This is a genomic window from Citrobacter sp. Cpo037 (genome assembly GCF_030332945.1).
Lineage (GTDB): Bacteria > Pseudomonadota > Gammaproteobacteria > Enterobacterales > Enterobacteriaceae > Citrobacter > Citrobacter portucalensis.
Genome location: NZ_JAOWGW010000080.1, coordinates 150,418 through 164,204, shown reverse-complemented (window position 1 = coordinate 164,204; position 13,787 = coordinate 150,418). Strand labels below are relative to the sequence as shown.

Genomic DNA, 13,787 nt, shown 5'->3' with positions numbered 1-13,787 from the left:
AACTATTGTACAAATGCTTGCCCGTCAGGCGGCAAAACCCATAACCTGTTTCACATAATCCAGTGGGAAATCTTTCCCGGTCCAGAGCTTGAACTGTTCAGCCCCTTGCCACAACAACATGCCGTAACCATCAATTGTTTTGCAACCAGCATTTTGTGCCTGCTGCAATAATTTGGTCATATGCGGGTTGTAGACGCATTCGGTTACCAGCAGTTCCGGACGCAGCAGGGAAGCGTCGGTCACGAGAGATTCATTTTCCAGCGGCTTCATGCCGACTTTAGTGCCGTTGGTCAAAATATCTGCGCTGGCAAGTGCGTCAGCAAAAGCTTGGCGATCGGCGAGATCGATAACGGTGACCACGCAGTCGGTGTTTTCATTGACGCGTTTGGCAAACTCCTGCGCTTTGGTAAAAAATTCATCCTGGCGGTTAAAGAGTTTAATTTCTTTGATGCCTTCAATCGCTGCCTGTGCACCAATGGCCGTCGACGCACCGCCTGCGCCCAACAGTACCATGGTTTTACCTTTGATATCGAAACCACTTTCCTTAATTGCACGAATATGGCCCGTGCCATCGGTATTGTAACCACGCAGGTAACCATCATCATTGACGATAGTGTTAATTGCGCCGACCAGCTTGGCTGCAGGTGTTAATTCATCAACATATTCACATGCCAGCTGCTTGTTCGGCATTGAGACCCCGGTACCCCGCATCTTTAAGGCCTTCAGCCCGGCAATGGCATTAGCAAACGTTGAGTTATCGACTTCAAACGCCATGTAAGTGAATGGCAATCCCGCTTTTTCTAATGCCTTATTTTGCATTTCAGGCGACAGACTGTGTCTGATAGGGTAGGCCATCAAACCAATCAGTTCATATTTTGCAGTTACGTCCATTTGATACTCCTTCTAAACAATTTATTGAAAATAACGCTCGCCCAACCGCACATCATTTTTGGGGATATCAAATACGCGGTAGTAACGAATAAAGACGATGATGGCGGTGACAAAAGCCAACAGAGCAAATGCAAGGTCCAGCAAAATAATGTATTGCAGACCAATGTTAGAGAGGTATCCGGTGATTAATGGGATAATAAAGTTAGCTACGCCACCCATCATCATATAAATACTGGTGACTTTGGCTTTGCTCCTGGGAAAGAACTCCGACATCACCGAGACACCGAGCTGTAAAATACCGCCAGCGGCAGAGAATCCAATGAGAAATGAACCTGCGTTACATACCAACGGAGATGGGTATAAATAGATGACGGCTGCGGTGATGGTTGCCAGTCCGGCGTTAAATACATTCGCCCAAATAGGCCGTACCCATTTTTTCAACAGTGCGGCAAAGATAAATACGCAGACCAACGAACCCATACTGTAGTAAGAGATTGTTTTCAGGGCGTCGGATTCTGCCATACCGGCAAAGGCCATCGCATATTTCGGCATCCAGACTACGATGACGTAAAAAGTCGAAAAGGCAGCAACACCAAACATGACGGATGCCACACCTTCCAGCCAGACCAACGGTTTACTGTTCATCTGTGGCAGATCTTTCGCGATGCCAGCATCCACCATCTGGCTGGGGAAACGACTTTTTAGCAGCATCAGGGTAATGACTACAAACAACGCACCCGGGATAATGACCGCATAACCGTACCAGATATGGTTGAGCAGCATGGTGCTGACGACGATGGGATAGATCATCTGCCCAAACGAGACCATAGCTTTTACCAGGATAACGGCTGAGCCAGAGGCTTTAGGGAAGCATTCCATTAACGCCGGGTACCCACCGGTATCCAGTGCCGAGTTTGCCACGCCAACGCAAACGGCCAGAATAAAGGCAATCATCAGATTAGGGCTGGCGGGAATACCGAAGAAGAACAGTATATAAAGAATCGCCCCTAACAGAATGATAGCCCGACGACCAAATTTATCTGAGAGCACGCCAAAGAATAAGATGCTCACCAGTCGCCCCAGACCAATGCCTGAAATCAAATAGGCAATTCCTGCATTGTCGGTGGAAAACTTTTCTGCAAGAGAGGTCATATTTTGCGCCAGTGTTATGACGCTAATACCGTGTAGGAAATAACTTAAATAAATACAGGTTATCGCCAAAAGAAATGGCGTATTAAAGGTCTTGCTTTGAGACATTTTCACAACTCCTTGCGGATTTTAAAATTGTTCTGTGCTCGTCGATATTGTTTAAATTGCGGCGACCTTGCAATTAATATACCGGGCGGCAGCCACAGAACCTACATAGCATGGCGTTTAAGTTACCAGGTATATTGCATAACACACTGTGAAATTGAACTCTGCCAGCCGGTGTTTTGCTGATGTTTTAAAATATATGCCAATTATTTTGCAGAAGGGGGGAACAATATTGCATCCACGCTATTCTACGGCTTGTATCATTTTTAGCTGATGCTTTGACGCGATGTGGCTGCGATAACCAATAAACAACGCCAACAGGAACCCGACAGCAGCTATGCCAGTATCAAACCACATGATGTGAGCAATACTGGTTTCTGATAGTTTTGCTGTTATCAATGGAATGGTGAAGGTCGCAATGCTGCCCGCGCTATAGTAAATCCCGGTCGCTTTACCCTTCGCATGCGGAAAGCGTGCGGCCATAAGCGTTAAACCGATTTGCACAACGCCCCCGGCGGAAGAAAAACCGATGACAAACGCAAAGATAATGACCACGTAGGGTGTCGGATGCAGACAAACCATCAGCAGTGCGACAAATGAGATAAACGTATACAGCATCAGCATCGATGTCGCGCGTTCTGCTTTTCGCGCCAGCGGAGCGGTGATCAGCACACACAGTAGAGAGCCGCAGGTATAAATGCTTAACAGTTTGATAGATAACGTATAGGACATTCCGGCGACAAACTGTCCGTATTGCGCCAGCCACTGGCTTACCAGGTAAAATGTTGCCATTGCGATGTAGCCGTACAGGGTGTAACTGGCAAGGTCGAGCAGGGAGCAACGATGTTCAGGTTGTGCGGTTTCCCGTTCTGCAGGTTGAGCCCGGATGACGGTATGAGGCCCGGGGTGTGGCGGAAACCGACAGCGAAACAAAAATACGCCGTTGAGTACCATAACGGCTGCAGCCAGCAGGAAGGACCAGCCAAACCAAAGTTCGGCCCACACCAGCAGACTGATAATCATTGGCAGCAGGAATTGACCGCTGGAGACGAAGGCTTTTATCAAAATATTGGCCGTGCTGGGTGAGCGGGGGAACGCCTCCATCAGGCTGGGATAGGTTCCGGCATCGAGAAAACTGTTTGCCATTCCTGCTAAAAAACCAAAAGCATAGGCAAGAACAATACTGTGAGTATTTATGATGCCAATAAAGAAAATCAGGTAGCAGGTCATACCAAGGATAATAAATGGTCTGCGACCGTAGCGATCGGAAAGCATCCCTGCCACTAATAAAACGCTTAAGCGGCCGATACCGAGTGAGGAAATAACAATCGAGACGCCCGCAGCATTGGTTTGCCACTGTTGTTCCAGCGAAGACATATTGAGGCTCATCAGAATGACCCCCATGCCGTGAACCAGGTAATTTAGGTACAGCCCTATCGCAGTGGAGAAATAGGTGTTTTTCATAATGTGTTACTCAGCGAAGAGGCTAAATAGGTATGGCGTTGCAATCTCTTAACACATACGCTCGAGATCGTGAGCATAGAGTTCAACAGCAGCCGACTGATAGATTTTCCAGTCGAGAAAACCATCGTGGTGATAAACCGCCTGAAAAGCGTTCAGATCGGGGAAAAAACGCATGGTGTTATTACCGATACGGTTATTTATTTTGTCGATAATTGCATTAATTCTTAACTTCCTCCTGGCTTTCATTTCTGAACAAATGCGGATGATGTCGTCTGGAATTTCTCTTTCACCCTTTTCCCATTGTTGCCAGGCGGAAACATTGTCATCGCGCGCGATATACCTCGCGCTTTCTTCCACCGTCATAGCAAAAATATGGCGGATCGCCTGTAGCTCTAATGCGTTCATTATTTGGTCACTTCATAAAAGACGTTAGAATAGTAATAACATTGCTGTGGATATTTCGGCTTGAAGAGAGTCACAGTATTTTGTGCAATATTATTTGTTCCTTGACGGGGAAGATAATGTGTTGGTGCGTTAAGGTTGGTGGAGTGGCGCGCGAAGGATAAAAAAAAGCCCATCGTGGGAGATGGGCAAAGACTACACACAGCAATTCGTTGTTTCACTCAGGGGATTTCCATGCTTATAAATCAATGTGTTGATCTAAAGCCATGGGCTAATAGTAGGCATAGTGATTTTTTACGTCGATCAGATTCATCTCAATAGTTTAAAAACTGTAAAGGATTTGCGACACAAATGATTATTTTAAGAAAGACAAGGTTAGGTCTAATCCCGCAAGAGGGAGGATTGATTAGTATTGTTAAACAATCAGGCGGCGCTGCCGCCTGATGTTGGATTACTTATTGCGTTCGATTTCAGCAATTTCTTCGAGGATTTCATCCGGATTGGTACCTGGCGCAGGAGCTTCGTTTACCCAGGCGGAGAACAGACGCCAGGAAACGGCCAGTACCACTGGGCCGATAAACAGACCAATCATGCCGAAGGCAATCAGTCCACCGATGACCCCGGAGAGAATCAGGATCAGTGGCAAATCGGCACCCATACGAATCAGCATCGGTCGAATCACGTTATCCAGTGTTCCGACCACGCCGCTCCACACCAACAGCACGGTGCCCCAGGTGGAATCCCCCGTCCAGTATAGCCAGATAATGGCCGGAATCAGCACCGGCAACGGCCCCAGCTGCACCAGACAAGACAGGATCATCAATACCGCCAGCAGCGTGGCGTAAGGCACGCCGGTTACCGCCAGACCAATTCCCCCGAGCACTGCCTGCACCAGAGCGGTGACCACAACGCCTAATGCGACTGCGCGAATGGCTTGCGCGGCCAGCAAAATGGCAGCATCGCCACGTTTAGAGGCAAGACGGCAAGCGAAGTGACGAATACCTAATGCGACCTGTTCACCGCGCCAGTACAACAGGGCACTGAACAGCAGCATCAGACCACAGTGCATCATAAAGCGGCCGATATGCGCGGCCTGACCGACGAACCAGGTGGTGGTGGTACCGATATAAGGACGAACCTTGGCCATAATGGCCGAGCCGCCCATATCCAGTAAGCTGTGCCATGCGCCATACATTTTGGCACCCACCAGTGGAATGCTGTTCAACCATGCCAGATCCGGTAGCGTCATATCACCTGCGGTTACGGCATGGATTAGCGGCCCGCTGCCATCGACGATACTGTTAACCAGCAGCGCGATGGGGATGATGAACAACAGCACTAACAACAGCGTCATCACCAGTACGGCAAGTGAACGGCGTCCCCAGAGCAATTTTTGTAAGCGTAGCAGGATAGGCCAGGTCGCAATGACAATCGTGCCTGCCCAGGCAAAACCAAGGATAAAGGGCTGAACAATCCAGAGACAGGCCACAATCAGGATGGCTAAAAACAGCACCGATAGCAGCACTTGTGCAATATCCCTGGGCTGACGGAAATTTACCATAAATACTTTTCACCTTTGTCTTTGCGCCAGAACGTTGACGCGACGTGAATACTTAAATGACACCCTGTAATGATGAGCAATTTCAGCGGTTTTGAACAGGCGGATTCTGCCTGTAAATCTGCTGAGCGTATTAGAAAAAAATGTGATACAACAAACAAAGCAACACGCAAACGATTAAATTCACAACACAGACCGCAGGAAAGGGTCACTATAATGATTCCACAAATTTCTCAGGCGCCAGGTGTCGTTCAACTGGTGCTCAATTTTTTGCAGGCGCTGGAGCAGCAAGGATTCACGGGTGATACGGCAACGAGCTATGCCGATCGTCTGACAATGTCGACGGATAACAGTATTTATCAGCTGCTTCCTGATGCTGTCGTTTTCCCTCGTTCAACCGCAGATGTGGCGCTAATCGCCCGTCTGGCGGCAGAACCGCTTTTCTCGTCGTTGATTTTTACCCCACGCGGCGGCGGCACCGGGACCAACGGTCAGGCGCTGAATCAGGGCATTATTGTTGATATGTCCCGCTATATGAGCCGCATTATTGAAATCAACCCGCAAGAAGGTTGGGTGCGGGTAGAAGCCGGGGTGATAAAAGACCAGCTCAACCAGTTTCTGAAGCCATACGGCTATTTCTTTGCCCCCGAATTATCCACCAGTAACCGGGCAACGCTCGGCGGGATGATCAACACCGATGCGTCCGGGCAAGGATCGTTGGTTTACGGTAAAACTTCCGATCATGTGTTGGGCATCCGTGCGGTGCTGATGGGCGGTGATATTCTGGATACCCAGCCCATGCCGGTCGAGCTTGCCGAAATGCTGGGTAAAAGCAATACCACGATTGGCCGTATCTATAAGACCGTTTATGAGCGTTGTCGTGATAACCGACAGCTGATCATGGATAAATTCCCGAAACTTAATCGCTTCCTGACGGGTTACGATCTGCGGCACGTCTTTAACGATGAGATGACCGAATTTGATTTAACCCGCATTCTTACCGGCTCTGAAGGTTCGCTGGCGTTTATCACCGAAGCCCGCCTTGATATCACGCCACTGCCCAAAGTCAGACAGTTGGTTAACGTTAAGTACGATTCGTTTGATTCGGCGTTGCGTAACGCGCCGGTGATGGTGGAAGCGCGCGCACTGTCGGTAGAAACCGTCGACTCCAAAGTACTCAATCTGGCGCGTGAAGACATCGTCTGGCACTCGGTAAGCGAACTGATTACCGATGTAGCGGATAAAGAGATGCTGGGCCTGAATATTGTCGAGTTTGCCGGTGACGACGAAACCTTGATTAATTCGCAAGTCAGCGCACTCTGCGAACGCCTGGATGGGTTAATCGCTCGTCAGGAAGCGGGCGTTATTGGCTGGCAGCTGTGTACCGAGCTGGCGGGTGTCGAACGTATTTACGCCATGCGTAAAAAGGCCGTCGGTCTGCTGGGCAATGCAAAAGGTTCAGCGAAGCCAATTCCATTTGCCGAGGATACCTGCGTTCCACCGGAGCATCTGGCTGACTATATTGCCGAGTTTCGCGCGCTGCTCGACAGCCATGGTCTGAGTTACGGCATGTTCGGCCACGTGGATGCTGGGGTGCTGCACGTCAGACCGGCGTTGGATATGTGCGACCCGCAGCAGGAAGTGCTGATGAAACGCATTTCTGATGATGTCGTCGCGCTGACGGCAAAATATGGCGGTCTGTTGTGGGGTGAGCACGGGAAAGGTTTCCGTGCGGAATACAGTCCGGCATTTTTCGGTGATGAACTGTATCGTGAACTGCGCAAAGTGAAATCGGTGTTTGATCCGCAAAACCGGCTCAATCCCGGCAAAATCTGTCCACCGGAAGACGTTGATGCGCCGATGATGAAAGTGGACGCGGTGAAACGCGGAACGTATGACCGTCAAATCCCGCTGGCCGTACGCCAGGAGTGGCGTGGGGCAATGGAGTGTAATGGCAACGGGTTATGCTTTAACTTCGATGCGAAAAGCCCCATGTGTCCGTCGATGAAAATCAGCCTTAACCGTATCCATTCTCCGAAAGGGCGAGCTACGCTGGTACGTGAATGGCTGCGTCTGTTGGCCGATCGCGGGATCGATCCTGTGCAACTGGAAAAAGAGCTACCGGAGAAACGCGCCAGTTTACGCACGCTGATTACCCGTACCCGCAACAGCTGGCATGCACGCAAGGGCGAATACGATTTCTCGCACGAAGTAAAAGAGGCGATGTCAGGGTGCCTGGCGTGTAAAGCCTGTTCCACACAGTGTCCGATTAAAATTGATGTGCCGGAGTTTCGCTCACGCTTCCTGCAGCTGTACCACACGCGTTATCTGCGCCCGTTGCGCGATCATATGGTGGCGACCGTTGAGAGCTATGCACCGCTAATGGCGCGGGCGCCTAAAACGTTTAACTTCTTCATCAATCAGCCGCTGGTGCGAAATCTGGCTAAAAAGCACATTGGAATGGTTGATTTACCGCTGTTGTCTGCGCCATCGCTGCAACGCCAACTGGTGGGACATCGTTCCGCCAATATGACGCTGGAACAGCTCGAATTACTCAGCCTCGAGCAAAAAGCCCGTACGGTGCTGGTGGTGCAGGACCCTTTCACCAGCTATTACGATGCGCAGGTGGTCGCTGATTTTATACGTCTGGTAGAAAAACTGGGTATGCAGCCGGTACTGCTGCCGTTTTCGCCAAATGGCAAGGCGCAGCACATTAAAGGCTTTTTAAACCGTTTTGCCAAAACGGCGAAAAAGACATCCGAGTTTCTTAACCGTGTAGCGAAGCTGAATATTCCGATGGTGGGAGTTGATCCGGCGCTGGTGCTTTGTTATCGCGATGAATACAAGCTGGTGCTGGGAGAACTGCGGGGTGATTTCCATGTGCTGCTGGCCAACGAATGGTTATCGAAAGCTGTGGAAACACAGCAGTCAGTCGCTGTTGGCGGTGAACCGTGGTACTTCTTTGGCCACTGTACCGAAGTGACGGCTTTGCCGGGCGCGCCTGCACAGTGGGCGACTATTTTTGCTCGCTTTGGCGCAAAGCTGGAGAACGTCAGCGTGGGATGCTGTGGTATGGCTGGCACCTACGGGCACGAAGTGAAAAATCACCAAAACTCATTGGGGATCTATGAGTTATCATGGCACCAGGCAATGCAACGATTGCCACGTAACCGTTGTCTGGCTACAGGGTACTCCTGTCGCAGCCAGGTTAAACGCGTTGAAGGTACGGGCGTTCGCCACCCATTACAGGCACTGCTGGAGATTATAGGATGATCTGGAAACGTGAAGTCACACTCGAGGCGCTTAATGCCATGGGTCAAGGAAATATGGTTGGGTTGCTCGATATTCGTTTTGTGCACATTGGCGACGATACGCTGGAAGCGACGATGCCGGTGGACCATCGCACCAAACAACCCTTTGGTTTGTTGCACGGCGGCGCATCCGTGGTGCTGGCGGAAAGTATTGGTTCGGTAGCGGGATACCTTTGTACTCAGGGTGAGCAGAAAGTGGTGGGCCTGGAGATCAACGCCAACCATATCCGTTCTGCACGGGAAGGGCACGTCAGGGGCGTATGTCGCGCGTTACATACTGGTTCTCGTCACCAGGTGTGGCAAATAGAAATATTCGATGAGCAGGGACGATTGTGCTGCACGTCGCGTCTGACGACCGCAATTTTGTGATGCATATTGCTTTTGGTCATTATCTGCACAGGGAATGGTGTTATACTGTGCAGGTTTTGAACACAAGCGAGGATGATATGTCTACCCAATTAGACCCGGCCCAACTGGCAATAGAGTTTTTACGTCGTGATAAAACCGATCTTTCACCGGCTCAGTACCTGAAAAGGCTGAAACAGCTTGAGCTGGAGTTTGCAGATCTGTTAGCACTCTCTTCAACTGAACTGAAAGAAGAGATCTATTTTGCCTGGCGCATGGGCGTTCATTGATTCCGGTATGCTTATCGTAACGAAACCCCGACATGCGTTCGGGGTTATTTTTTGCCTTAAATCTTCATTACCACTTCATCTCGCCACTGTTAACCTTCGCACTTAGTTCCAGCGAGCTTACGTCCGCCAGATCTGGCCATGCTGCCGTCATGGTTTTAATCACATAGTCCGATCCTTTCTTCGCCCCTAGCGCCTGCTCAAACGACTGCAAATAGTCCTGAGTGAAGCGGATCGCTTTATCGCCGGTTGGGCGTTCACCAATGTAATGACCCGGGACCACCTGAGTGGGCTGTAAGCTCTGCATTTCGCTCAGCACGCTACGCCATGCACTACGTTGTTGTTCAGACTGTGTATCCGCCGTCCAGACGTGAATACCTGAAGCCACGCCTGTGCCGCCAATAATGGCTCGATTCGCCGGGATCCAGATATACGCTGCATATTCGTTGGAGTGACGCAGTTCCAGCGTTTCGCCATCAACCGTGAACTGTGTTTGCGTAGTCGCCTGCGGAACGGTGAGCGATGTTGGCGCGCCGTCCTTCATTTGTGGGCCCCAGAATTGCAGCTTGGCCTCTTTGGTGGCGCGGATATGGTCTACCACCTGCGGCGTTGCCAGGACTTTTACCTGTGGGAAGGCTTTGACGATGGGTTGCAGACCAAAATAGAAATCCGGATCGCCGGAAGTGATCACGATAGCCTTCAGCGTTTTACCGCTGGCGCGAATCATCTGAACCAACTGTTCGCCATCTTTGGTGCTGAACTGGGCGTCAAACAAAATCGCCTCTTTTGGGCCAGACACCAGCGTCGAAGAAACCGGGAAAATAGCCTTATCCTGTGGATTATAGACGTCCAGCTGTAGCGGCGCGGCGAAAGCTGAAGACGCAAACAGAGGTAACAGCAGAGCCAGAGTTTTAATTTTCATACCAGGTAACCTTGTGCAGGAAATTGTCTTTTGATAGTTCCCGTATTTTAAGGCAATTCGGATCTGTTAGAATTCCCTCATTAGGACATGCTGAGTTTCATAAAACGATCGGATGGGATGCAATGGACAGAGTGATGGCGGCAACGGTATTCAACCATATCTGTGATTTGGGCAGTCTGAGCGCTGCCGCGCGTGCGCTGGGGCTTTCCCGTCCGATGGTCAGTCGTTACCTCGACGAGATGGAAAAATGGGCAGGTGCAAGGCTTATCCATCGCTCATCGCGTCGCTTGACGATCACGCCAGCGGGTGAAGAGGCATTACTGAAGACGCGTTCTCTGGCGCAACTTTCGCTGGACATAGGTGCCGCCAGTGGAGCGCAAATTCCCTCCGGCACGCTACGTGTGGCCTGCGCCCATTTTACTGCCATGCATATTCTTGCTCCGGTTCTGCCGTCGTTTATGGAGCAATATCCGCAATTACGTATTGAGGTGGAGATCAATAATCAACCGGTAAGCCTTGTGGGGGAACGCATCGATGTGGCGATCCGCATAACGGAAAATCCCGAGCCAGGAACCATCGCCCGTCGGTTGGGCGACTGTAAATCGGTACTTTGCGCGTCCGCAGATTATTTGCATCAACATGGCACGCCTGAGACAATCGACGATCTCACACGGCACAATTGCCTTTACTACAGCGGTTTTGCCGGACAATCCTGGCACTTTGTGGATGCTCAGGGGCAGTCTGTCTCCGTTGCAATCAAAGGGAATTTGAGTGCAGGGATCTCTTCGCTGCTCTGCGAGTCGGCGGTGTCAGGAATGGGGATCGCGTTGGTGCCAGAGCTGGAGGCGCAGGAAGGGCTGGCGCAGGGAAAGCTAATTCGATTACTGCCAGAACTTCAACCTAAATGCCTGCCGATTTATGGTTTATACCTTTCACGTGAACATCAACCCGCAGGGCTACGCCTGCTGCTGGACACGCTCAGTGAGGCACAGTGTTAAATATGTGATTGAACGCGTTTATAAAAGAGTCAAACCGCAATTAGTGTTAAAAAAAACTAATCAGTGTATGAGATTCTTCTTATCGCCCCTTCAAGAGCTAAGCCAATATGAGTGCCGGAGATAAGCGCCGGATGGGGCCGGAACCCTTAAGCCTGCCAACAAGCAGACTTAAGGGTTTTTTGTTGCTTGTTTATTATTTGAATTGTTTTTCCCTACCTTCATCCCCACCTATCCCTTAAATAGACATTTTCTATACATCTTTTGTCATTTGACCTGACTGAACGATTGGATTTCCATAATCCATTATTAATCAATGCATTGAACAAAATAATCCATCCCTGTAAACCCTCGCTGCAGGGTCTATGCTTAGTAAAAGTAGCCAAAAAGGGCGATTAACCCGAATGCCCCTGCTGTTGAGGGGTTGAAGTGATAATCATTATCACTAACATGATGTTATAGCTTTAAAGCTAGTGACTCGAGGTAACCCTATGGAATTGCATTCAGGAACATTTAACCCGGACGATTTTGCCTGGCGTGGACTGACGTTAACGCCAGCGGCTGCGGCGCATATCCGTGAGCTGGTGGCAAAGCAACCTGACATGTTGGGCGTACGGTTAGGCGTGAAGCAAACAGGGTGCGCGGGATTCGGCTACGTGCTGGATACCGTCCGCCAACCTGAAAAAGACGATCTGCTGTTTGAAACGGAGGGCGCCAGACTTTATGTGCCGTTGCAGGCGATGCCGTTCATTGACGGCACAGAAGTCGATTTCGTTCGCGAAGGATTAAACCAGTTATTTAAATTTCATAACCCGAAAGCCCAGAACGAATGCGGCTGTGGCGAAAGTTTTGGGGTATAGGCGGTACTATGTCTCGTAATACTGAAGCAACTGACGATGTCAACACCTGGGCTGGCGGGCACCTTAATTACAAAGAGGGCTTCTTCACCCAACTGCAAACCGATGAGCTGGCAAAAGGGATCAATGAAGATGTCGTGCGCGCGATTTCGGCAAAACGAAATGAACCCGACTGGATGCTGGAATTTCGCCTGAATGCCTTTAAAGCGTGGCTGACCATGGAAGAACCACACTGGCTTAAAGCGCATTACGACAAACTGAATTATCAGGAGTACAGCTATTACTCCGCACCTTCCTGCGGTAACTGCGATGAAACCTGTGCTTCTGAACCGGGAGCGGTACAGCAAACGGGCGCGAATGCATTTTTAAGCAAAGAGGTTGAGGACGCATTCGAACAGCTTGGCGTGCCGGTACGTGAAGGCAAAGAAGTGGCGGTTGATGCTATTTTCGACTCGGTATCGGTAGCGACCACCTATCGCGACAAACTGGCGGAGCAGGGCATTATTTTCTGTTCGTTCGGTGAGGCCATTCACGATCATCCTGAGCTGGTAAAACAGTACCTGGGCACGGTTGTCCCCGGCAATGACAATTTCTTTGCCGCGCTGAATGCGGCGGTGGCATCTGACGGCACGTTTATTTATGTACCGAAAGGCGTGCGTTGCCCAATGGAGCTGTCGACCTATTTCCGTATCAATGCGGAAAAAACCGGGCAGTTTGAACGCACCATTCTGGTTGCGGATGAGGGCAGCTACGTCAGCTATATCGAAGGTTGTTCAGCCCCGGTGCGCGACAGTTACCAACTACACGCGGCGGTGGTGGAAGTCATCATCCACAAAGATGCCGAAGTGAAATACTCCACGGTGCAAAACTGGTTTCCCGGCGATGGCAATACGGGCGGTATTTTGAATTTCGTCACCAAGCGCGCACTCTGCGAAGGCGAAAACAGCAAAATGTCGTGGACGCAGTCGGAGACCGGCTCGGCCATTACCTGGAAATACCCAAGCTGCATTTTGCGTGGCGACAACTCGATCGGCGAATTCTACTCAGTCGCGCTGACCAGTGGACATCAGCAGGCCGATACCGGCACCAAAATGATCCACATTGGCAAAAACACCAAATCGACCATTATCTCGAAAGGGATCTCCGCCGGACACAGTCAGAACAGTTATCGCGGCTTAGTGAAAATCATGCCGACCGCTACTAACGCCCGCAACTTTACCCAATGCGACTCGATGTTGATCGGTGCGGATTGCGGGGCACACACCTTCCCGTATGTGGAGTGTCGTAACAATAGCGCCCAGCTTGAACATGAAGCCACCACGTCGCGTATTGGTGAAGACCAGTTGTTTTACTGCCTGCAGCGCGGCATCAGTGAAGAGGATGCCATTTCTATGATCGTGAATGGTTTCTGTAAAGACGTGTTCTCTGAACTGCCGCTGGAGTTTGCCGTGGAAGCGCAAAAACTTCTCGCCATAAGTCTTGAGCACAGCGTCGGTTAAAT

At 50.3% G+C, this 13,787-nt stretch carries 12 protein-coding genes and 1 other RNA gene; 6 read left to right on the top strand and 7 right to left on the bottom strand.

What is annotated here, in order from left to right:
- Positions 1-24: 24 nt before the first annotated feature.
- The 6 genes from ydiB to ydiK form a co-directional block, all read right to left on the bottom strand.
- Positions 25-891: a quinate/shikimate dehydrogenase gene (gene ydiB / locus OGX94_RS21805; RefSeq protein ID WP_063941508.1), complete on the bottom strand. Its 867-nt coding sequence runs from the start codon at positions 889-891 to the stop codon at positions 25-27.
- 21 nt (positions 892-912) lie between these two features.
- On the bottom strand, positions 913-2,148 hold the full coding sequence (locus OGX94_RS21800; protein ID WP_003832627.1) for an MFS transporter: 1,236 nt from the start codon (positions 2,146-2,148) through the stop codon (positions 913-915).
- Between the two features lie 240 nt (positions 2,149-2,388).
- Positions 2,389-3,609 carry an MFS transporter gene (locus OGX94_RS21795; protein ID WP_003832629.1) on the bottom strand — a complete coding sequence of 407 codons (1,221 nt, stop codon included), beginning with the start codon at positions 3,607-3,609 and terminating at the stop codon, positions 2,389-2,391.
- Between the two features lie 48 nt (positions 3,610-3,657).
- Positions 3,658-4,014 (bottom strand): YdiL family protein, encoded by a 357-nt coding sequence (locus tag OGX94_RS21790; RefSeq protein ID WP_126956230.1) that lies wholly within the window; start codon positions 4,012-4,014, stop codon positions 3,658-3,660.
- 157 nt (positions 4,015-4,171) lie between these two features.
- Positions 4,172-4,279: antisense sRNA RprA (rprA, locus tag OGX94_RS21785), an RNA gene on the bottom strand.
- Positions 4,280-4,462: 183 nt separating this feature from the next.
- Positions 4,463-5,572, bottom strand: a complete 1,110-nt coding sequence (gene ydiK, locus OGX94_RS21780; RefSeq protein ID WP_003832632.1) for an AI-2E family transporter YdiK — start codon at positions 5,570-5,572, stop codon at positions 4,463-4,465.
- Positions 5,573-5,785: 213 nt separating this feature from the next.
- Between ydiK and ydiJ the strand changes: the two genes are divergently transcribed.
- From ydiJ to OGX94_RS21765, 3 genes are all read left to right on the top strand, one after another.
- The gene (gene ydiJ, locus OGX94_RS21775) at positions 5,786-8,842 is read left to right on the top strand and encodes a D-2-hydroxyglutarate dehydrogenase YdiJ (RefSeq protein WP_257661674.1); all 3,057 of its coding nucleotides are present in this window, start codon (positions 5,786-5,788) and stop codon (positions 8,840-8,842) included.
- On the top strand, positions 8,839-9,249 hold the full coding sequence (gene menI / locus OGX94_RS21770; RefSeq protein WP_003832637.1) for a 1,4-dihydroxy-2-naphthoyl-CoA hydrolase: 411 nt from the start codon (positions 8,839-8,841) through the stop codon (positions 9,247-9,249). Before ydiJ ends, menI begins: the two co-directional genes overlap by 4 nt.
- A gap of 77 nt (positions 9,250-9,326) precedes the next feature.
- On the top strand, positions 9,327-9,515 hold the full coding sequence (locus OGX94_RS21765) for a YdiH family protein (RefSeq protein WP_003030540.1): 189 nt from the start codon (positions 9,327-9,329) through the stop codon (positions 9,513-9,515).
- A gap of 67 nt (positions 9,516-9,582) precedes the next feature.
- Here OGX94_RS21765 and OGX94_RS21760 read toward each other — a convergent pair whose 3' ends face one another.
- A complete protein-coding gene (locus tag OGX94_RS21760) occupies positions 9,583-10,434 on the bottom strand; it encodes a Vmh family MBL fold metallo-hydrolase (protein WP_126956232.1) in 852 nt (283 codons plus the stop codon).
- Positions 10,435-10,556: 122 nt separating this feature from the next.
- On the opposite strand from OGX94_RS21760, the gene OGX94_RS21755 reads away from it, so the two are divergent.
- The 3 genes from OGX94_RS21755 to sufB all read left to right on the top strand — a co-directional run bounded on the left by OGX94_RS21755 (position 10,557) and on the right by sufB (position 13,785).
- The gene (locus OGX94_RS21755) at positions 10,557-11,432 is read left to right on the top strand and encodes a LysR family transcriptional regulator (protein ID WP_126318289.1); all 876 of its coding nucleotides are present in this window, start codon (positions 10,557-10,559) and stop codon (positions 11,430-11,432) included.
- A 488-nt stretch (positions 11,433-11,920) separates the two neighbouring features.
- Positions 11,921-12,289 carry a Fe-S cluster assembly scaffold SufA gene (gene sufA, locus OGX94_RS21750; RefSeq protein ID WP_003832645.1) on the top strand — a complete coding sequence of 123 codons (369 nt, stop codon included), beginning with the start codon at positions 11,921-11,923 and terminating at the stop codon, positions 12,287-12,289.
- An 8-nt stretch (positions 12,290-12,297) separates the two neighbouring features.
- On the top strand, positions 12,298-13,785 hold the full coding sequence (sufB, locus tag OGX94_RS21745) for a Fe-S cluster assembly protein SufB (RefSeq protein ID WP_003832647.1): 1,488 nt from the start codon (positions 12,298-12,300) through the stop codon (positions 13,783-13,785).
- Positions 13,786-13,787: the final 2 nt, after the last annotated feature.

Excerpts from the sequence above, each read along its gene's own strand:
- ydiB (WP_063941508.1), bottom strand. The coding sequence starts at position 891 with ATGGACGTAACTGCAAAATATGAACTGATTGGTTTGATGGCCTACCCT.
- OGX94_RS21800 (WP_003832627.1), bottom strand. The coding sequence starts at position 2,148 with ATGTCTCAAAGCAAGACCTTTAATACGCCATTTCTTTTGGCGATAACC.
- OGX94_RS21795 (WP_003832629.1), bottom strand. The coding sequence starts at position 3,609 with ATGAAAAACACCTATTTCTCCACTGCGATAGGGCTGTACCTAAATTAC.
- OGX94_RS21790 (WP_126956230.1), bottom strand. The coding sequence starts at position 4,014 with ATGAACGCATTAGAGCTACAGGCGATCCGCCATATTTTTGCTATGACG.
- ydiK (WP_003832632.1), bottom strand. The coding sequence starts at position 5,572 with ATGGTAAATTTCCGTCAGCCCAGGGATATTGCACAAGTGCTGCTATCG.
- ydiJ (WP_257661674.1), top strand. The coding sequence starts at position 5,786 with ATGATTCCACAAATTTCTCAGGCGCCAGGTGTCGTTCAACTGGTGCTC.
- menI (WP_003832637.1), top strand. The coding sequence starts at position 8,839 with ATGATCTGGAAACGTGAAGTCACACTCGAGGCGCTTAATGCCATGGGT.
- OGX94_RS21765 (WP_003030540.1), top strand. The coding sequence starts at position 9,327 with ATGTCTACCCAATTAGACCCGGCCCAACTGGCAATAGAGTTTTTACGT.
- OGX94_RS21760 (WP_126956232.1), bottom strand. The coding sequence starts at position 10,434 with ATGAAAATTAAAACTCTGGCTCTGCTGTTACCTCTGTTTGCGTCTTCA.
- OGX94_RS21755 (WP_126318289.1), top strand. The coding sequence starts at position 10,557 with ATGGACAGAGTGATGGCGGCAACGGTATTCAACCATATCTGTGATTTG.
- sufA (WP_003832645.1), top strand. The coding sequence starts at position 11,921 with ATGGAATTGCATTCAGGAACATTTAACCCGGACGATTTTGCCTGGCGT.
- sufB (WP_003832647.1), top strand. The coding sequence starts at position 12,298 with ATGTCTCGTAATACTGAAGCAACTGACGATGTCAACACCTGGGCTGGC.